Origin of the sequence: Citrobacter sp. RHB35-C21, assembly GCF_013816515.1 — a bacterium.
Classification (GTDB): Bacteria; Pseudomonadota; Gammaproteobacteria; order Enterobacterales; family Enterobacteriaceae; genus Citrobacter; species Citrobacter braakii.
Genome location: NZ_CP057147.1, coordinates 764871 through 784719, shown reverse-complemented (window position 1 = coordinate 784719; position 19849 = coordinate 764871). Strand labels below are relative to the sequence as shown.

The window sequence follows — 19849 nt, the reverse complement described above, 5'->3', positions numbered from 1 at the left end:
ATCAGTACACTCCAGTCTCAAGCCAACCCTGCCTCTTGAGGTGCCGAATCAGAACCCGCCCCTCGGGCATAAACTCGGTTCCGTAACGCACGAGGCCAATCCCCTTAAGCTCAGCATCAATGGCATAGCGCAGTTCACCAGGAACGTGCTGCTCCAGCAGGACAACCGTTATTTTTTTCAGGCGAGGCTCATATTTGAGCAGAACAGCAGACAATGTCCCCATGAGCTCATGGGCCGTTCCCGGCATGCCCTGAAGGATTTTCGTCATATCGGGCAGGCCGTAGTCTGGCAGATGCGCCAGAGTGCCGGCACGGCAGTTGAGGATGCGTTGCATGTTATCCAGTACCGAAAGGATGACCTGATTTTCTTCACTGACCTGGTTGAGATTGAGACCACCGGTAAAATTTCCGGTCAGCATTTCATACAGCGAAGGCGTGTTATGTCCCTGGGTCATCATTCGTCCTTGAGCGGTTGCAGCGTCAGATGGTTGTTACCGGCTTCCAGAATGCGCGGCTTATCCGGGTCAAGTTCTTCGCGGCCTATCACCAGCTTCCAGGTGTTGTTGACCATATCCGGGTGACGGAACAGACCCACCACCGCCACAAACTGTGTATCGGCCTCCATCGGCATATTCAGGGTCGCATCACCGCCCGGCTTAACCACCACATCACGGCTTGCCAGTAGGTCAGCTTTCAGAATGGTCTCCCCGTCTATCAGCAACTGCTGGTAGACCGTTTTGTCGAAGGTTTTGCGGTCTTTTAATTGATAGATACGGATCACTACCGGTTCAGACAGCGAGTTACTCTCGCGCGAATCGGTGTTCAGCGCCTCACGCGCGGTGAAATCGAGGTGCAGTACCTTAATTTTTTTGTAGAACACGGTGTTAAAGGCCGATTTGGTGCCATCGGTGATACCCTGCGTCACCCCGCAGCCCGTCAGACTGAATGTCAGTAGGGGTAACAGCCAGCGCGCTGTATTAGTTAAACTTGTACGTAACACGTCGGTTTCCTTGTTGTGGTGTCGCGGGCTGAAGTCCGGTGTAATAGCCCAGTTCGGTCGTAAAGGTCTGGGGGATATCGTCCGGGAGACCTTCGTCTTCCGCGCCCAGCACGCCATTCATCCCAAGCCAGAAGGGGCCTTCGCCGAGCGGCGGAGCCGCCAGCAGTCGGGTTCGGGTGGTCAGGGTGATTTTTGCCCTGAAGCGCCAGCCGAGATAGACACGCAGCATCACCAGAAAGTCCTGATACAGCAGGCCATCCGGCTTCCAGCCCTGTACTTCCTGTTCATTTTCCGTGGTGAGAGCAACGAGCAACTGGCTGTTGGCATCCATCGCTTCGTCACCGAGCGGCGTGTTGCCATCCAGAAGAAAATCGTCATCACCGTAAAAGCCCAGTGGCTGGCTGACCTTCACCGGGCGCAGACAGTAGGGGCTGACCTTCACAGTGGTATCCGGGGCCAGCAGCGTCACCAGCGCCTGCATTCCCTCCTGGGTTTTACCGGGCTGTTGCAGTACGCCCAGCAGCGCAAGAAATCGGGATACCGGCGTGGCAATATGGTTTGCCGTACCTGGAATGCCCAACCCCACCAGGCCCAGCAACGACTGCGAGATGCTGTCAGTCCCGCCAGGCTCGAATGTGGCCGGGTAGGAATATTTTCGCCAGATACGATAAAACTGAGTCAGGATGCGGTGGCTGAAGATATCCAGAAAGCCCTGTAATGCCTCATGCCCTTCCCGGCGCTGGGTGATGTCGTCGAGATAGGCGGTTGGCAGCGGCGAATCAACGCCGTACATCCCCATAAACGTCGCGCGGATGAGCGGTGGTTTACTGTCATTCTCTTCGTCATACTCAACAGCTTTTAGTTCGCTCGCCGGAAAGCCCATCCCGGGGTGTGGTGCAAATCGCACCGGGTCATCTGCGGGGTGGCTGGTTGAGCCCATCAGCGGCCTGTCCGGATTACGCTTCTCCAGCAACTGGCATAAACGGTAAAAGTTGATGCGGTGAAGGTCGGCTTCCAGCCGCGGGGTCAGCCGGGAATACGGCGATTGTGCTTCTCTTCCCATTCAAGGCGTTCTCCGGTCGGTTGCAGGATGATAATCAGGCGGTTAAACAGATAGATATCGGTGTAGAGCGCGAAGAAGCGGCTCAGCATCTCGCCGAACAGGCAGATATCACCGCGTCCGGCAAAGCCATGGCTGTCCAGCGTCACCTCAATCTGCACACCGCGTACCAGGTAGCCCTGCTCAAAGCGCTCGGTTTCGCTGTGCTTCACGTCAATGATGGCTTCCAGGCGGCGGCGGTTCATCTCGCTGTCGGTCCATTCGTACAGCGCCAGGGTACCGCGCAGCACATCGGCATTATCCATCATCGACAGGAATCCGCTGCCGAGGTGACTCAGCACGCGCCAGTGGAAACGGTCCTGCGCCGGCGGATAACAGGGCAGTGTCGGCGCACACAGGTTACGCACGGCGATATTGGCCGAGGTGGTTTTCATCACCGTATCAAGCACCGTGCTCTGCAGTGCTCGTCGTGGCAGCTGGCCGTTGGTGCCGGTGAGCGTCAGCGACAGGCTTTCGTCTTCCGGTACGGTGTGGTTATCAAAGGCTTCACCGCCAAGGATAAGCCAGGTGTTATGCAGGCCCGACGGGCCACGACGCACGCGTGTGTGGTAGTAATATTCCGGCGCTTCATGACGCATCATTCCACCTTTGTGGCGGAAACTCGAAAACGGCACGTAGGTGTGCTGGCTCGATGACATTACCGAATCCACCGCGTATATCTCGGTATGACCATCCTGCACGCGCATTGGGCGCAGCATGTATTCGGTCTGCAGGGAGTTGAGCGTCAGCGGGTCGGATTCCAGCGGGAATAGGTTAATCACCGGCACGCAGTTCAGGCGCAAATGCTTTTCGGTAAAGCTGAAGTCATGCTCCCAGCGCTCCGCCAGTACCACGTCGATTTCAAACCAGGGAAGCTCAGCCGGAAAGGCCACGGTCTCCAGCCCATGCAGCCCCGTAAACATGAATTTTTCACGGAAGGTGAAGTACTCCAGCAACAGCTGATAGCCGCTAAAGCTGCTGCTTCCCTTCGGCCACAGGTCATCGTCATCACCAAAGCCCAGCGCAGTGAAATATCCGTAGAGCGGTCTTCTGTCCATGTCTCCCGGCATCCGCAACCATAGGCGGGCCGTGTTCATGGTAAAAGCTTCATGCATGGCGCAGGCCAGCGGAGCGTCTGCATTGAAGTAGAACGGGAGCTGACTGAGATCGACACGACCCCAGTCGGCAAGATGGCTGCAATTAAAGCGCAGCGTGATGACCGAACGCCCGTCAGGGTCGGTGGACAGGCGGACGTGCTCCAGCGACAACGGTTGAAGGGTGATCTCTTTGGTGGTGGTGTACCGGCAGCGCGTGCCCTTCTCGCCGATCGGTCGCGAGTTCACCTCGAAACCTTTGACGATGCGCATCTGCTCTTTCATTTCGCGCCAGTCGGGGGTGAACTCCACCACCGACATTGACGGAATGGTGCGCAGATAATGTGGCCACAGCAGGCTGACCAGCCCTTCGGTCAGTTCCGGTAGATCGTCATCAAGTTTCTCGCGCAAGCGGCCCATCAGGAAGGCAAAGCCTTCAAACAGGCGTTCCACATACGGGTCGCGCGCGCCCGCTTTATCGAGATTGAGCATTGCCGCCTGCTCCGGGTGAGCACGGGCAAACTCTTCACCGGCTTCCAGCAGGTAGCGCATTTCAGCGTCGTAATAACGCAGGGTTAAATCGTCCATAAAAACCTGAATATGTGTGTTTTAAAGATATGCCAGGTGGTGTTACCCGCAAAGCACTGCACTGCCTGCCGGATCGAGCGCAATCAGACCAGCCAGAAGCTGGTCCATCTCAGGCTGAAGCCGTGATTTATCGGTTTCACTGCGTGTAGCTTTCATACGCAGCAGTCTGAGGCGACGCGATTTCACTTCAAACAGCAGCGCCGGTGTCCACTGCGTGAGGGTGATGGACTGCGCGGCACCATCGAGCTCGCCCAGCAGATGCAGCGCCAGTTCATTCTTGCCCTTCTGCTCGGCCACACGGGCCATCAGCAGGCGCAGCAGCCATTTGTCTTTTGTTGAGTCGGTGCCCGGACGGGTCTGCAGCCAGTGTAGTGTGGCATCCAGGCCGTCAGTGTCCGCTTTCTCCAACACTTCCGGCTCAAGGGCCAGAATATCGTTGTCCGTCTCACTGACGGCACTGACCGGCTCATCGCGCCAGCCGGACATATCGTCCAGTACGCTCTGATTTATCCAGTTCAGCGTGACTTCATCGGCAAACGGCGTTTCGTCATTAAAGGCCAAGGTTTCAAGCCCGGTGAGGCGGCGCAGCAACCCTTTCAGGTCTGCAGTGATGATATCGGCCAGTACATCCTGCCCTGACTTCATCAGTGCCTGGTGGATATACCACTGCAAATCCAGCCAGAGGTGATTGGCACCGCGCGAGAAGGTATTGTCCGCCTGCTCCAGTATTTCCAGCCAGCTCTGCTGCAGATACAGGCGTTTGAGCATGGCCCGCTGGTCAGCGCGCGGCGGTTCGATGCGCGTTTTCCCTTCGGCATCCGGTGCCGGAATAGCACTCAGCGTGTCATGACGCAGGCTTTTCATCAGCCGGTGTGCGGCGAGCCAGCCATCGGGCTGCTCACGCAGATATCCGGTCAGGGTACGGGCCTGGGCCAGCAAATCCTGACCAGAGGTGATGCGGCTCAAAACCGGCGTGTCTGACTCGATGGTATGCGTAGCGCTCTGTGACTGAGCCTTATTACCAGCGTTCTGCGGTACCACAGCATCCACGCCACCGGCCTTCATCAGGCGAGATTCCAGAGCACTGTATAGTGCATTGAGCTCTGGCCGTGACGTTTCTGGTTCTGGCTCCAGACTGTCGCGGATGAGCAGCAGCGCACCGGCAGTGCGCAGTGCATCATCGCGTACCACTTCCGGCCAGAGTGACAGGCTGTCCAGAACGCGGGAGCCTGCGAGCCACTCCAGCGCCGGTTTACGGCTCCGCTCACGTTGAGGATGAAGCTGCGTTCCATAACGCTGTATCAATCCCGCCAGCAGTTCAAGCCCTTCAGCAAAGCCGGCTTCACCATCCTGGTGCAGGCGCGCCCAGCAATAATAGGTGGCAATCCGGATATCTTTGGCAGTTGTGGTTAACAACTTTTCGGCAAGCGTGCAAATCAGGCCGGTATCGATGCCGGATAGTTTATTGACCTCCTCGCGGATACGCTGAAAATCATCGTCATAACCGGGGTCTTCTCCGATCAGACTGGTGTCATTTACCGGAGCAAGCCAAGGCTGCCAGTTTTCCGTGCGTGCCTGCGCCTGTTGCCGCAACTGAGTTTCGTCAGCCTGACAGGCGGCAACCAGATTCTGCAGTGTGCTCATTATTCGCCCCCCTCCATGTCATTGTTTCTGGTGTTGGCCATCAGCGCCTGCTCGGTGGCCTCGCTGTCAACACTGAATATCTGATCCGGCAGCGTGAAACCACGCAGTTCCAGCAACGCCAGCGGACCTTTTCCGAGTTGTGAGCGCAGCACCCACTGCAGGGTGCGACCATCCGGGGCGGTAAAGCTCATCATCCACTGACTGCGGTCAAGCTGCTGGCGCTTGCCCTGGTCCAGCCAGCGAATAAAGCCCCAGGTCCCACTGAAATCCCCGAACAGACGCGCACCGGCATTGACCGTGGTCCAGGTCAGCATCGTCCCCGGCTTGTAGGTATCACCCGGCCAGCGGAAGCTTTGCCAGTCGGCCATCTGGTTGAAGTAGTGCAGCTTTTGTCCATCAATGGTCAACTGGGTTTCCACCACCTGCGGCACAGGACGCGCCTGCAGTTCAAAGCTGATGCCCTGGCTGCCATCTGTGAACAGAATGTCTGACAGTTGGCTCAGTTGGTTAATGGCCCGCAGGAAGGCCGGGTTAAAGTTCAACCTCTGGCTGTTGACCTTATCCGGTACCCACTGACTACCCTCTTTGTGCAGCACACCGTTGAGCTCTGTCGTCAGGAAGCGCTCTATACGTCCGCTGTCCTTACGCACAAATTCAGCCAGCATCGGCAAAGAGGCATCACTTTTACTCACCGCAAACGGGAAGCGCCCGTCAAAGGCCGTGTGCCAGTTCGCCACCACGGCGCGGCTCCATTTATCATTCAGGCTCGCCGCCGACGGCTGCAGCACCGTTTCCCAGGCTTGAGTCAGTGGCAACACGAACATCGTGCTGCCAAAACTGCTCCACTCTTCGCCAAGGCTTGCCGAAATAAGGCTACCGTATTGCTGGGTGTCGGTCAGATCGACGCTCTTGCCCTTAAACACGGTTTGGGCGAGAGTCTGCATCATCTCCTGTGGATCAGAAGCGCTTGCCACCTGCTGCAGGCGCAGACGCACGCGGGTGATACGGGTCAGATAGGCCTGCAGGCTCAGCGAAGTGTCAGCCGACATGACGTTGCTGCCTTTGTTTTTACCCAGAAGCTGAAGCAGCGGACCAAAGGTTTCATCCAGCGGACCCTGCGGCCCTGACGCAGACTGGTCAATCACCGGTTTGTCTTTCCCGCCGACAAGATCCTTAGCCGATTTGATAATGGAATCCGAAAGTCCCTCGCTTTGCTGACCGGTCTGCCCCTGCCAGGCGAGAGTATTCATCAGAGCAATCAGTGGCGACTGGCGCACATCACTCATCAGCGTCAACTGGTCAGTGACGTCTGCAATGTTGTTTGCCGGGTTAAGCCGCAGGCTGTTGAGAAAATTCAGCCAGCTACCCGCAAAATCAGTGAAGTAACGTTGCGTCAGGCGCGCTTTCAGGGCTTCCGGCGACAGGTCTGAGGACACCGCTTTTCGGCTGTCGCTCAGCACCCAGTCAATTTCGTCACGACGGGAGTTAGCCGCTTTCTCTATCGCCTGCTGAATACCGCCCTCCCACGCCTGACGGGTAAACATGCCTGGTACCACTTCATCAGTGGTGAACAGGCGGCGGGCATCAGTACCACTGGTCATGTCCTCCAGAGATACATCTGCAAAGTTACGGCGCACCGATTTGAGCATGTTTTCATACAGCGTACTTTCCGCGTTGCGACGCCCGATTTGCTGCAACAGCACCTGGCGGCTCTGGCTGACCAGTTGCGCATCCGGGGCGATTTTCCACTGTGGCTGTTTTGGGAGTGTGGCGATATAGAAGGCCCACAAATCCGGCGACAGGCTTTGCCACAGACCGGTAGAGATGCCCGTCCGCGCTGGCTGCACGGTTTTCAGGGTCTGCGCGTAGAATGCGCCGTCGGCTTTATCCGGCCGGGCCATCATCATCCACGCCTTCAATTGGTCATAACCGGGTTTAGCAAGCTGCGCACGCCGATCGCTGTTCGGCACAGAGTTGATCAGCGCGGTCAGTTTTTCCGTCAGAGCGGCATTGGCTGGATCGCGAATCAGGCGATTATTCGCGACACCGTACCACGGCAGCATCGCGCTCAGCAGATGTTGGCTATGATCAAGGCCAAAGCGCTGATACAAAGGTGCGCCATTCTGAATGTGATGCTGTAAACGACCCGCATCGTTACGCAGTTCATGCAGTGTCGTCAGCTGGTAATCCGATACGGAAGGATGTTCCACCAGGTTGCGTGCTTTTGTCGCGACAGAAGAGATTTGCCCGTAGTTCAGTGAAAACGAAAGCAGCGTCCCGCCCCCCCAGACCCCGATACTGATCATCAGTATCCAGGCAAGCGTTTGTTCCCACGCCATCCCGACACGGCGGCCACGTACACGGAGGCAGTCGTCAACGATACCCTGCCAGGTCGCTGGCAGAGTCAGCGCATGGCGCTTTGATTCCAGGACATATTTCTCCGCATCAGCATAAGCAACTGCGTTTTCAGGCGACTGACTTCCCGGCAGGCTGAACATCAGGCCACGCAGTGGAATACGTGGCTGGGAAGCAGACAGCCATGGCACCAGTTGCTGAGCCCAGCGGGCGATACCGCCGTCTTTGAGGTGCTGGCCCAGGCGCAGCAGGAAGTCGTGACCATTGTTCTCAGCGACCTGACTAATACCCTGTGCCCGCAATTCCGGCAGTATCCTTTCAAGCTGGCGGGTAATATCGTCTTCTTTTGCACGCAGCGGAAAGCGTGCCCCGACAGTCTGCTCAGGGCGTTTTGTCTGCGACCAGTTGCTGTCGCATAACTGCCATAGCCAGACCGGGGCAGAATAACGCAGCAGCTCGCTGATTTTTTCCAGCCCGCGTAAATCGTTGTCACTGACCTGTGGCGTCAGGTTAAGCGACTGCGGCATGACGCGAACAATCCCGTCCAGTGGGCGTCCACGACGCAGCTTGCACAGCGCGGTGTATTTTTCGCGGTCAGGCTCCGATGTCAGGCCCCCGCCGTAAATCAGCACCGTGCAGTTCCCTTCCAGCCATTGGCTTTCCTGCAGGCCGGGAACCAGCTGTTCGATAGCGGCTTCGTCGCCAGTGACCAGTAGCAGACGGACTTTATGACGCCAGAAGAACGAGTACCGTCTTCTGAGATGTTTGTTCAGTGCTGAAAAATCATTTTGATCCGACGTTCTTTCTTCTTTGTGATTATTTTCACCATCAGGCGTAACGGGAGAGGGATTTTGTTGCCTGGACCACGTAAAAAATACCAAGGTGCATAATGTGGCAGTCAGGATGATGAAACCAGCCATCACATACCAGAAATTATCGTCACCACTATCAGAGGGCAACTGCGTTGTCTGTGCAAAAATAAAGAGTATCAACAGCAGGACTGCCACGATGAGTAGCCCAGCCCCCAGTGGCTTTGAAATCTTTTTCATGCCGGTTATTCCTTTACGGAGTGTCGTGCAACCCTGATAAATTCCGGGCGCTGGAGACGAGCTGTAATTCGCCTCAGCAAAATAGCCAACCCGGGCAATATCACTATCAGTGACAGCAGAAGAAGAGTGATCCCTGACCAGGAGAATGCCGTTGAAGGGAAATAGCGGATCATGAGGCTGTACAGCCCGGCATTGAGCAGTAATGCCATCAGAACAGATCCTCCGGGGAAGGGTGGCTGAATAACGAAATGATCATACCCGACTTCGGGGGCGTTGTTTCCGATCGTCACTGCCCAGGCATCTTCCTCGCCTTCGAGAAGTAGCCACTGACTGGCTGGGCCATAAGCAGCCATCTCAGCCGCAGCGCCAATCATTGCCCAGCCAGCAAGGCCGCCATACCAGACACATGCGGTGTCAAAGTCAATGACACCACCAGTTCCAATGCTATCGTACAGAGGAACCGGCAGATCATTCAGCACCCTATTCACTGACTGCCGTGGCGCATCTGACAGCCCACTGTGCCAGACAAGGTGTTTCTTGCTGGCAGGCGTGAGGGCCATATCCCGTAATTCACTGAGTTCCGTTGCAAGCGTACGGGTGTTGAGCGGCATCGCCCGGAAAATCCGTAACGCATTTTTTCCTTCACCCTGATTTAGCATCGACGGATGAATCATAAACAACGCGCTGGCAAATTCAGGTAGAACATCATCGGGAAGCCGATAGTGCATTGCCAGTACCAGTACGGGCCGCTTTGTTGACCCTACAAACTGATTCCAGTCACCAAAGGATGAATCTGCATCCTGAAAATGAACGTCGACATTCCAAGGTGTGGGACCTACTGACCAGATGCGATGGAATGACTGAGATTCACGATCTTTGTCGCTACCATTGGTCTGAACAATAATCTGGAGTGGGCCGGAAGGATATCGTCGCTGAATCGAAGGACTTATCTGAGCGATGAGATGACGAAGTAGCTGCTCAAAACGTGAAATGCCGGGCGTAATAGGGGCGTCCGACAACAACGTTAAAGGTGGCGGGTCCGCGCTATCCCCTGCCTGTGTATGTGCAAGACGAGACAACAGGTTCGTATTGGCAGTGATGAAAACATGGCTAAGAATGACGAGATGCTGATGCGCGCGTAAGCGCCATTTCAGACGCATACTCCGGCACCACTCATTCCAGTTCCAGACTCGAATTGCGAGCGTTTCCCACCAGAAACTATAGACAGCGATAGCTGCCGAAATGCCTGTAAATGTCCGGATAGTCAGTGGTAACCAGTACCCACTGCTCAACGAAGGCAACCCTGTCGTCGGTAATTTCAGCACAGCAACAATTAGGCCAATGAAAAGGCCTAATACGATAATCAAAAGACAGACCCAGGGCGACCAGGCCGTTGCCTGCGCTTTTTCAGGCACCTCCGGCAGAGACCATCCCATCAGCCAACCTCCATATCCTGCAAGCTTGCGATGACGCTTGCACCACACTGCGTTTTACAGCCATGTAGAACAATTCCACGCCCGTTTTCTTCATAGGCAGAAATATCGCACTCAATAATTTTATTTATGCCATGCTCAGGGCAGGTGACGGTATCATTTAAGAGTGCGGCATTTTTACCGGATATATCAAAACTGGATGAGGCTGATGTGACTTTACCACCATGTGTAGTGACATCCCCTAAAACAACTGCAAATTTCCCCACTTTCTATTCCTTTAATTATAATTAAACACCTGACTCCATAGTGCTTAATTTTAGAAAACTCACCGAGACTTAAAGTCAGCTTAAATATATTTATGCTTTATTTACAACTCTGTAAGCGGGTAACTTACGTTGCTCTGTATTAAACTCATCACCAACAGTATCCCGGCTAATTAAATCAGGCTCTGGCACTTTGTCAGGGATTCCACTAAAGAGATAGGGATCCTCCCCCTGTACCCAGTCAGCTTTTCGCCGTAAATCAGCCATAAATTCCTTATCCCAGGTTGCATCGCAATATCCTATCGGTAAATCATATGCCACTATCTGAGACATGAAATCAGCATTCATTGGTAAAGTGCTATGATCTGTTGGTTGGGAAACATAGGTTCTTAAGCGAGCATCTTTCTCTTCAAATGTTTCTTTGCGAGTCACGGGTACCAGTCGAGGCTCTGATTGTGTCCCCAAATTCTTAAAGCCAATCACAATATCCTGATTAGGGTAAAGATTAATGTAGTTGTCATAGGTATTGTCGTTTTTATTTTTTTTATCCGGGTTGAACTCTCCCCAGCCATCTATTTGCCTGGCGTCATGTTCCATCCCCACTCGTGTTACATCAAAATTTGCCAATTTAGTAGCATCAATAGGCTCCGGAACTTTTTCGGCATTAATAAAAACCGTTTGCCATTCTGGAGGATCCGGATAGGTGAAACTACTGCTTTGATACTGGTCGCCTTTATCATCCCAGAAAGGTTTTCCATCCGGCAATTTTGCAAAAGGCGTCACGGGATTTGGAGCTTCGCCACATGGAGCACTGCGAGCCAGCATCCGCTGAAATAAATTTCCCTGATGCTTTTTCAGCAGAGGATGAGGATGCCCCTGAGAATCATTGGGTAATCCCTGCCAGCCAATTGAGCGTAGCGGCCGTGATCCCATAACACGGTCATGAGGACAAAAGTAGATATAAGTGCGCCCGTGATTATCGCGTTCGGTAAGACTGGTACCATTTTCATCAGCAAGAGTGACATCAGGTCGCCAGTTTTTTTTATCTGCCGTTTGTCCGACACAAAGCCCTTCATAGCCCAGTGATGACAAATGATTTTTTCTTGAAGCCACCTTATCAATGATGGCAGATAACGTATTCTGCCGCCCTTCTGGCGAAATGCACTCATCTGCCGGAAGTGACGCGCCATTAAGATCGTTGTGATCCAGTGCATAGGGGGAGTTAAGTACAAATAATGCATCAGGTGCTTGTTCAGCAATTGCTACGGCAGCCATTGCGACCATGGTTCCCTGACTGTGAGAAACAATGGTCACCGTATCTTTGGGATATTTTTTACGAATACTGTCAACCAGGTCTGCAAGACGTTTGGCCGCATGGGCATAATATTTTCGCGGCGGGGCATTGGTTAACAGGCGGTCTTTATCTTCATTAAACCATTGTATCTTAATACCGGCAACGCTCTCTTTAAATCCTTTCTCACTCCATAAAGAGTGCAGATTATTTGTTCCGTTCTGGAATGGTCCGCCGCCCCAGAAAAAGGGCCCCTGAGCAATAATATTTTCATGAGAAACATCTTGCATTTTCAACTGATGATAATCAACGCCTTTCCTATTGGCTAACGGTATAACATATTTATCTTCATTACCTTTAGGTGAGGAATACCCCCAGTAAAAACGAATAACTGGAGACCTATTTTTATCAACTTCAGGTAAATATCGGGATACTAGAGGTTCAGAATTTATTTTATCGTCAGAAAGATATTTGTTGGCCTCCAGTTCATAATCTGTCCCGTTTAATCCAAGCCTCTTATTCAGACCTTCGCAAAGTTTATCCTCCGCAATTGAAAACCACTCTCCTGTCGAGTTTACACCGTGTACAAGTAAAATAACACCAGGCAAATGTGGTGGTAAATCACACCCACCTCTGATCTGGCAATTTTTATGAGACGGGAATGAGTGCCAGGACGGATGCCCACTATCATCAAATTTACATTCAAGTTCCCGGATGGGTTCAATATTATTATTCATTTTTCACCACCTCCTTTTTCCCGTTTGATTCACTTGTATATGTAATGGTTTTAGCTTTAATACTTTTATTACACTGATATTTACTATCTAAGCTCTGAGTTAAAAGAATTGGGAATTTAATCCTATTGCTATAAACCTCATCCTCAATCCTGATTCGAATATCTGACAATTCATTTGCCATCAAATTACTTTCCTCATGAGTTTTCGGTGGTGTTAACGTTCTGATATAGTCGAATATATGAAACCTCGGTCCATAATCGTTTGCATAGGGCATTTTTTTTCTTATCAGTTCTTTTTTCACTAACTCATGAACTTTTTTCTGCCAGTCATCATAAACACTGATTAAATTTCCGTCTGAAAATCTTAATTTATTCACTGAATGAAGATCGCGAAGACCTATAGGGTGAGAATATACACTCTCTGTTTGAGACTCATCTTTTAAATAAACTCCATCGTTTGCCACTACCACTTTAAGCTTGCTGAATCGCTCAGGGGTGTTGTACTCCTCAGCTATAATTTTATAGATAAAGGTTTTTCCATGATCTGCTGAAAAGAAGAAAAACACAGGACAACCTCTTTCTGACCTTCCGCTACCACAATATTGCCTGGTTGATGCACCGGGGAATGCCAGATAACCATTATCTGCACCATTAATAATGGTTCCTTGATAAGCCGCAACATTATTACCACGACGATATGAGAAATCATAAAAATCTGTATCCCATCCCAGTTGGGTTTTTATTTCCCTTTCAGTATCATTATAATAAACCTGCCCCCCCTTATCACAAGATATGTAGTTTTCCAGTGTCAGATATCGATTTTTATCTATGCGATAAATAATTTGAGTCGGCGCATCCGTTTCAACTTTTCGTGATTCTTCTACCTGTTGAGACCCGCTCATTCCTCCCAGACCGACCCCAAAACTGGCCCCCATTGATACACCAGCTAAAAACTGAAGTCCTTTATAAATGGCATACAGGAGCACACCAGTAATGGCTATAATTGTGAGTACTTTTCTGTCTGACTGATTCCATTTCATATTATTGCGCCTTAACCAGGGTAATGAGCATATTGTCGATAACATCAGATGAGTTCAGCGACGTCGCGCCCGACGAATCTGGCACGCCTGCTTTTTATATGCATAAAAACGATCGTTACGTGTTCTTTCCCTGTACTGTAATCTACAAAAATATATTTATGCCTTATTTACAACTCTGTAAGCGGGTAACTTACGTTGCTCTGTATTAAACTCATCACCAACAGTATCCCGGCTAATTAAATCAGGCTCTGGCACTTTGTCAGGGATTCCACTAAAGAGATAGGGATCCTCCCCCTGTACCCAGTCAGCTTTTCGCCGTAAATCAGCCATAAATTCCTTATCCCAGGTTGCATCGCAATATCCAATCGGCAAATCATAAGCTACCACCTGCGACATGAAATCAGCACGCATTGGCAAAGTACTATGGTCCGTGGGCTGGGAAACGTAGGTTCTCAGGCGAGCATCTTTCTCTTCAAATGTTTCTTTGCGAGTCACGGGTACCAGTCGAGGCTCTGATTGTGTCCCCAAATTCTTAAAGCCAATCACAATATCCTGATTAGGGTAAAGATTAATGTAGTTGTCATAGGTATTGTCGTTTTTATTTTTTTTATCCGGGTTGAACTCTCCCCAGCCATCTATTTGCCTGGCGTCATGTTCCATCCCCACTCGTGTTACATCAAAATTTGCCAATTTAGTAGCATCAATAGGCTCCGGAACTTTTTCGGCATTAATAAAAACCGTTTGCCATTCTGGAGGATCCGGATAGGTGAAACTACTGCTTTGATACTGGTCGCCTTTATCATCCCAGAAAGGTTTTCCATCCGGCAATTTTGCAAAAGGCGTCACGGGATTTGGAGCTTCGCCACATGGAGCACTGCGAGCCAGCATCCGCTGAAATAAATTTCCCTGATGCTTTTTCAGCAGAGGATGAGGATGCCCCTGAGAATCATTGGGTAATCCCTGCCAGCCAATTGAGCGTAGCGGCCGTGATCCCATAACACGGTCATGAGGACAAAAGTAGATATAAGTGCGCCCGTGATTATCGCGTTCGGTAAGACTGGTACCATTTTCATCAGCAAGAGTGACATCAGGTCGCCAGTTTTTTTTATCTGCCGTTTGTCCGACACAAAGCCCTTCATAGCCCAGTGATGACAAATGATTTTTTCTTGAAGCCACCTTATCAATGATGGCAGATAACGTATTCTGCCGCCCTTCTGGCGAAATGCACTCATCTGCCGGAAGTGACGCGCCATTAAGATCGTTGTGATCCAGTGCATAGGGGGAGTTAAGTACAAATAATGCATCAGGTGCTTGTTCAGCAATTGCTACGGCAGCCATTGCGACCATGGTTCCCTGACTGTGAGAAACAATGGTCACCGTATCTTTGGGATATTTTTTACGAATACTGTCAACCAGGTCTGCAAGACGTTTGGCCGCATGGGCATAATATTTTCGCGGCGGGGCATTGGTTAACAGGCGGTCTTTATCTTCATTAAACCATTGTATCTTAATACCGGCAACGCTCTCTTTAAATCCTTTCTCACTCCATAAAGAGTGCAGATTATTTGTACCGTTCTGGAATGGCCCCCCGCCCCAGAAAAATGGACCCTGAGCCATAATATTTTCATGAGAAACACCTTGCATTTTCAACTGATGATAATCAACACCTTTCCTATTGGCTAACGGTATAACATATTGATCTTCATTACCTTTCGATGAAGAATATCCCCAGTAAAAACGAATAACTGGTGATTTTTGCTTCTTAGGTGCAGGCAGAACTCTTTCTATGAGAGGTTCAGCATCTATTTTATCATCAGAAAGATACTTATTGGTTTTCAGTTCGTATGATGTCCCGGTTAATCCAAGCCTCTTATTCAGACCTTCGCAAAGTTTATCCTCCGCAATTGAAAACCACTCACCTGTCGAATTGACGCCATGTACAAGTATAATTATACCTGGTAAGTGCGGCGGCAAATCACACCCGCCTCTAATCTGGCAATTTTTATGAGACGGGAATGAGCGCCAGGAGGGATGCCCATTATCATCAAATTTACATTCAAGTTCCCGGATGGGTTCAGAATTACTGTTCATTTTTCACCACCACCTTTTTCCCACTTGACACATTGGTATACGTGATGGTTTTAGCTTTAATGCTTTTATTACACTGATATTTACTATCTAAGCCCTGAGTTAAAAGAATTGGAAATTTAATCCTATTGCTATAAACCTCATCTTCAATCCTGATTTGAATATCTGACAGTTCATTTGCCATCAAATTACTTTCCTCATGAGTTTTCGGTGGTGTTAATGTTCTGATATAGTCGAATATATTAAACCTCGGTCCATACTCGTTTGCATAAGGAATTTTTTTTCTTATCAATTCTTCTTTTACTAACTCATCAACTTTTTTTTGCCAGTCGTCATAAACGCTTATTAAGCTTCCATCTGAAAATCTTAATTTATTCACTGAATGAAGATCGCGAAGACCTACAGGGTGAGAATATACACTCTCTGTTTGAGACTCATCTCTTAAGTAAACCCCATCATTCGCCACTACCACTTTAAGCTTACTGAATCGCTCAGGGGTGTTGTACTCCTCAGCTATAATTTTATAGATAAAGGTTTTTCCATGATCTGCTGAAAAGAAGAAAAACACAGGACAACCTCTTTCTGACCTTCCGCTACCACAATACTGATCAGTGGATGCTCCAGGAAATGCGAGATACCCATTATCCGCTCCATTGACAATGCCTCCCTGATATGACGCCATGCTATTCCCAAGACGATATGAGAAATCATTGAAATCAATATCCCATCCCAGCAGGGTTTTTATTTCCCTTTCAGTATCATTGTAATAAACCTGCCCCCCCTTATCACACGCAATGTAGTTCTCCAGCGTCAGAAACCTAGTTTTATCTATGCGATAAATAATTTGAGTCGGCGCATCCGTTTCAACTTTTCGTGATTCTTCTACCTGTTGAGACCCGCTCATTCCTCCCAGACCGACCCCAAAACTGGCCCCCATTGATACACCAGCTAAAAACTGAAGTCCTTTATAAATGGCATACAGGAGCACACCAGTAATGGCTATAATTGTGAGTACTTTTCTGTCTGACTGATTCCATTTCATATTATTGCGCCTTAACCAGGGTAATGAGCATATTGTCGATAACATCAGATGAGTTCAGCGACGTCGCGCCCGACGAATCTGGCACGCCTGCTTTTTATATGCATAAAAACGATCGTTACGTGTTCTTTCCCTGTACTGTAATCTACAAAAATATATTTATGCCTTATTTACAACTCTGTAAGCGGGTAACTTACGTTGCTCTGTATTAAACTCATCACCAACAGTATCCCGGCTAATTAAATCAGGCTCTGGCACTTTGTCAGGGATTCCACTAAAGAGATAGGGATCCTCCCCCTGTACCCAGTCAGCTTTTCGCCGTAAATCAGCCATAAATTCCTTATCCCAGGTTGCATCGCAATATCCAATCGGCAAATCATAAGCTACCACCTGCGACATGAAATCAGCACGCATTGGCAAAGTACTATGGTCCGTGGGCTGGGAAACGTAGGTTCTCAGGCGAGCATCTTTCTCTTCAAATGTTTCTTTGCGAGTCACGGGTACCAGTCGAGGCTCTGATTGTGTCCCCAAATTCTTAAAGCCAATCACAATATCCTGATTAGGGTAAAGATTAATGTAGTTGTCATAGGTATTGTCGTTTTTATTTTTTTTATCCGGGTTGAACTCTCCCCAGCCATCTATTTGCCTGGCGTCATGTTCCATCCCCACTCGTGTTACATCAAAATTTGCCAATTTAGTAGCATCAATAGGCTCCGGAACTTTTTCGGCATTAATAAAAACCGTTTGCCATTCTGGAGGATCCGGATAGGTGAAACTACTGCTTTGATACTGGTCGCCTTTATCATCCCAGAAAGGTTTTCCATCCGGCAATTTTGCAAAAGGCGTCACGGGATTTGGAGCTTCGCCACATGGAGTACTGCGAGCCAGCATCCGCTGAAATAAATTTCCCTGATGCTTTTTCAGCAGAGGATGAGGATGCCCCTGAGAATCATTGGGTAATCCCTGCCAGCCAATTGAGCGTAGCGGCCGTGATCCCATAACACGGTCATGAGGACAAAAGTAGATATAAGTGCGCCCGTGATTATCGCGTTCGGTAAGACTGGTACCATTTTCATCAGCAAGAGTGACATCAGGTCGCCAGTTTTTTTTATCTGCCGTTTGTCCGACACAAAGCCCTTCATAGCCCAGTGATGACAAATGATTTTTTCTGGAAGCGACCTTATCAACAATGGCAGACAATGTACTTTGCCTCCCTTTAGGTGAGATACATTCCTCTGCAGGAAGCGACGCACCATTGAGATCGTTGTGATCCAGTGCATAGGGGGAGTTAAGTACAAATAATGCATCAGGTGCTTGTTCAGCAATTGCTACGGCAGCCATTGCGACCATGGTTCCCTGACTGTGAGAAATAATGGTCACCGTATCTTTGGGATATTTATTACGAATACTGTCAACCATGTCTGCAAGGCGTTTGGCTGCATGCGCATAATATTTTCGCGGTGGCGCATTGGTTAACAGGCGATCTTTGTCTTCATTAAACCACTGGACTTTAATACCTGCAACGCTCTCTTTAAACCCTTTCTCACTCCATAAAGAATGTAGATTATTTGTACCGTTCTGGAATGGCCCCCCGCCCCAGAAAAATGGCCCCTGAGCAATAATGCTTTCATGAGAAACACCTTGCATTTTCAACTGATGATAATCAACGCCTTTCCTATTGGCTAACGGTATAACGTATTTATCTTCATTACCTTTAGGTGAGGAATACCCCCAATAGAATCTAATCACAGGAGAGTTTGATTCTTTTGTGTTTGTCGCATCTCTTTCAACTAATGGTGTAGTTGAAACCACAGAATCGCTTTTGTATTTATTCTTAATTAGAAGATATGGTTTTTCAAGGCCAAGCCGTTTATTTAAACCTACACATAGGCTTTCTTCAGCGCTCTCAAACCATTCTCCCGTTGAATTAACACCATGGACCAGTATAATAATCCCAGGTAAATGAGGTGGTAAATCACATCCACCTCTAACCTGACAATTCTTATGTGAAGGAAATGAACTCCAGGAAGGGTGTCCATTATCATCGAACTTACACTCAAGCTCTCGGATTGGCTCTTTGCTATTGCTCATTTTTCACTACCTCCCTTTTACCATATTTCGATATATAGATTATAGTTTTGGCTTTAACTTCATTATTGCATTGATAAGCTCTATCACTACCTTCATCAGATAATCGGGGGAACCCAATTCTATTTTTATAAACATCTCTTGTCATTTTTGTGGCTATATCAGATAGCTCATTTGCCAGTCTATTAGTTTCGTCATGCGATTTAGGCGGAATAGACTCCCTTGCATAGTCAAATATATTAAAACGCGGACCATAATCATTAGCATATGGTAGTTTTCTTCGAGACACTTCCTTCTTTATCCGTTTTTCAACTTCAATATCCATATCATTAAATACATTTATTAACTTACCGCTATTGCTATCGAAGCGAAATTTATTCACACCAGAAAGACCATCAGTATATCCATCACTATAAACTGGCTCTTTCTTGGACTCATCCCTTAGATAAACACCATCATTAGCCACTACCACTTTAAGCTTACTGAATCGTTCAGGGGTGTTGTACTCCTCAGCTATAATTTTATAGATAAAGGTTTTTCCATGATCTGCTGAAAAGAAGAAAAACACAGGACAACCTCTTTCTGACCTTCCGCTACCACAATATTGCCTGGTTGATGCACCGGGGAATGCCAGATAACCATTATCTGCACCATTAATAATGGTTCCCTGATAAGCCGCAACATTATTACCACGACGATATGAGAAATCATAAAAATCTGTATCCCATCCCAGTTGGGTTTTTATTTCCCTTTCAGTATCATTATAATAAATCTGCCCCCCCTTATCACAAGATATGTAGTTTTCCAGTGTCAGATATCGATTTTTATCTATGCGATAAATAATTTGAGTCGGCGCATCCGTTTCAACTTTTCGTGATTCTTCTACCTGTTGAGACCCGCTCATTCCTCCCAGACCGACCCCAAAACTGGCCCCCATTGATACACCAGCTAAAAACTGAAGTCCTTTATAAATGGCATACAGGAGCACACCAGTAATGGCTATAATTGTGAGTACTTTTCTGTCTGACTGATTCCATTTCATA

The 19849-nt window shown here is 49.2% G+C and carries 14 protein-coding genes; all 14 read right to left on the bottom strand.

Annotation, left to right across the window (positions count from 1 at the left end):
• Position 1 precedes the first annotated feature (1 nt).
• A complete protein-coding gene (gene tssE, locus HVZ39_RS03845; protein WP_047358682.1) occupies positions 2-454 on the bottom strand; it encodes a type VI secretion system baseplate subunit TssE in 453 nt (150 codons plus the stop codon).
• A complete protein-coding gene (gene tssJ, locus HVZ39_RS03840) occupies positions 454-999 on the bottom strand; it encodes a type VI secretion system lipoprotein TssJ (RefSeq protein ID WP_103928585.1) in 546 nt (181 codons plus the stop codon). Before tssJ ends, tssE begins: the two co-directional genes overlap by 1 nt.
• Positions 977-2062: a type VI secretion system baseplate subunit TssG gene (tssG, locus tag HVZ39_RS03835; RefSeq protein ID WP_181633257.1), complete on the bottom strand. Its 1086-nt coding sequence runs from the start codon at positions 2060-2062 to the stop codon at positions 977-979. The genes tssJ and tssG overlap by 23 nt, the downstream gene beginning before the upstream one ends.
• A complete protein-coding gene (gene tssF, locus HVZ39_RS03830) occupies positions 2026-3780 on the bottom strand; it encodes a type VI secretion system baseplate subunit TssF (RefSeq protein WP_181633256.1) in 1755 nt (584 codons plus the stop codon). Before tssF ends, tssG begins: the two co-directional genes overlap by 37 nt.
• Positions 3781-3822: 42 nt before the next feature.
• The gene (gene tssA, locus HVZ39_RS03825; RefSeq protein WP_181633255.1) at positions 3823-5424 is read right to left on the bottom strand and encodes a type VI secretion system protein TssA; all 1602 of its coding nucleotides are present in this window, start codon (positions 5422-5424) and stop codon (positions 3823-3825) included.
• On the bottom strand, positions 5424-8828 hold the full coding sequence (locus HVZ39_RS03820; protein WP_181633254.1) for an ImcF-related family protein: 3405 nt from the start codon (positions 8826-8828) through the stop codon (positions 5424-5426). Before HVZ39_RS03820 ends, tssA begins: the two co-directional genes overlap by 1 nt.
• Before the next feature lie 5 nt (positions 8829-8833).
• The gene (locus HVZ39_RS03815) at positions 8834-10264 is read right to left on the bottom strand and encodes a hypothetical protein (protein WP_103928590.1); all 1431 of its coding nucleotides are present in this window, start codon (positions 10262-10264) and stop codon (positions 8834-8836) included.
• Positions 10264-10527 carry a PAAR domain-containing protein gene (locus tag HVZ39_RS03810; RefSeq protein WP_016154470.1) on the bottom strand — a complete coding sequence of 88 codons (264 nt, stop codon included), beginning with the start codon at positions 10525-10527 and terminating at the stop codon, positions 10264-10266. Before HVZ39_RS03810 ends, HVZ39_RS03815 begins: the two co-directional genes overlap by 1 nt.
• Positions 10528-10617: 90 nt before the next feature.
• A complete protein-coding gene (locus tag HVZ39_RS03805) occupies positions 10618-12552 on the bottom strand; it encodes a DUF3274 domain-containing protein (RefSeq protein WP_181633253.1) in 1935 nt (644 codons plus the stop codon).
• Positions 12545-13591, bottom strand: a complete 1047-nt coding sequence (locus HVZ39_RS03800) for a hypothetical protein (protein ID WP_181633252.1) — start codon at positions 13589-13591, stop codon at positions 12545-12547. The genes HVZ39_RS03805 and HVZ39_RS03800 overlap by 8 nt, the downstream gene beginning before the upstream one ends.
• 156 nt (positions 13592-13747) lie before the next feature.
• Positions 13748-15682, bottom strand: a complete 1935-nt coding sequence (locus tag HVZ39_RS03795) for a DUF3274 domain-containing protein (RefSeq protein ID WP_181633251.1) — start codon at positions 15680-15682, stop codon at positions 13748-13750.
• A complete protein-coding gene (locus HVZ39_RS03790; protein WP_161623424.1) occupies positions 15672-16721 on the bottom strand; it encodes a hypothetical protein in 1050 nt (349 codons plus the stop codon). The genes HVZ39_RS03795 and HVZ39_RS03790 overlap by 11 nt, the downstream gene beginning before the upstream one ends.
• Positions 16722-16877: 156 nt before the next feature.
• On the bottom strand, positions 16878-18809 hold the full coding sequence (locus HVZ39_RS03785) for a DUF3274 domain-containing protein (protein ID WP_181633250.1): 1932 nt from the start codon (positions 18807-18809) through the stop codon (positions 16878-16880).
• Entirely contained in the window at positions 18799-19848 is a 1050-nt protein-coding gene (locus HVZ39_RS03780) for a hypothetical protein (RefSeq protein ID WP_181633249.1), read from the bottom strand. Before HVZ39_RS03780 ends, HVZ39_RS03785 begins: the two co-directional genes overlap by 11 nt.
• Between the last annotated feature and the right edge of the window lies 1 nt (position 19849).

What these genes read in the sequence shown, in the direction of transcription:
- tssE (WP_047358682.1), bottom strand. Translation starts at nt 454, where the DNA reads ATGACCCAGGGACATAACACGCCTTCGCTGTATGAAATGCTGACCGGA.
- tssG (WP_181633257.1), bottom strand. Translation starts at nt 2,062, where the DNA reads ATGGGAAGAGAAGCACAATCGCCGTATTCCCGGCTGACCCCGCGGCTG.
- tssF (WP_181633256.1), bottom strand. Translation starts at nt 3,780, where the DNA reads ATGGACGATTTAACCCTGCGTTATTACGACGCTGAAATGCGCTACCTG.
- tssA (WP_181633255.1), bottom strand. Translation starts at nt 5,424, where the DNA reads ATGAGCACACTGCAGAATCTGGTTGCCGCCTGTCAGGCTGACGAAACT.
- HVZ39_RS03820 (WP_181633254.1), bottom strand. Translation starts at nt 8,828, where the DNA reads ATGAAAAAGATTTCAAAGCCACTGGGGGCTGGGCTACTCATCGTGGCA.
- HVZ39_RS03815 (WP_103928590.1), bottom strand. Translation starts at nt 10,264, where the DNA reads ATGGGATGGTCTCTGCCGGAGGTGCCTGAAAAAGCGCAGGCAACGGCC.
- HVZ39_RS03805 (WP_181633253.1), bottom strand. Translation starts at nt 12,552, where the DNA reads ATGAATAATAATATTGAACCCATCCGGGAACTTGAATGTAAATTTGAT.
- HVZ39_RS03800 (WP_181633252.1), bottom strand. Translation starts at nt 13,591, where the DNA reads ATGAAATGGAATCAGTCAGACAGAAAAGTACTCACAATTATAGCCATT.
- HVZ39_RS03795 (WP_181633251.1), bottom strand. Translation starts at nt 15,682, where the DNA reads ATGAACAGTAATTCTGAACCCATCCGGGAACTTGAATGTAAATTTGAT.
- HVZ39_RS03790 (WP_161623424.1), bottom strand. Translation starts at nt 16,721, where the DNA reads ATGAAATGGAATCAGTCAGACAGAAAAGTACTCACAATTATAGCCATT.
- HVZ39_RS03785 (WP_181633250.1), bottom strand. Translation starts at nt 18,809, where the DNA reads ATGAGCAATAGCAAAGAGCCAATCCGAGAGCTTGAGTGTAAGTTCGAT.
- HVZ39_RS03780 (WP_181633249.1), bottom strand. Translation starts at nt 19,848, where the DNA reads ATGAAATGGAATCAGTCAGACAGAAAAGTACTCACAATTATAGCCATT.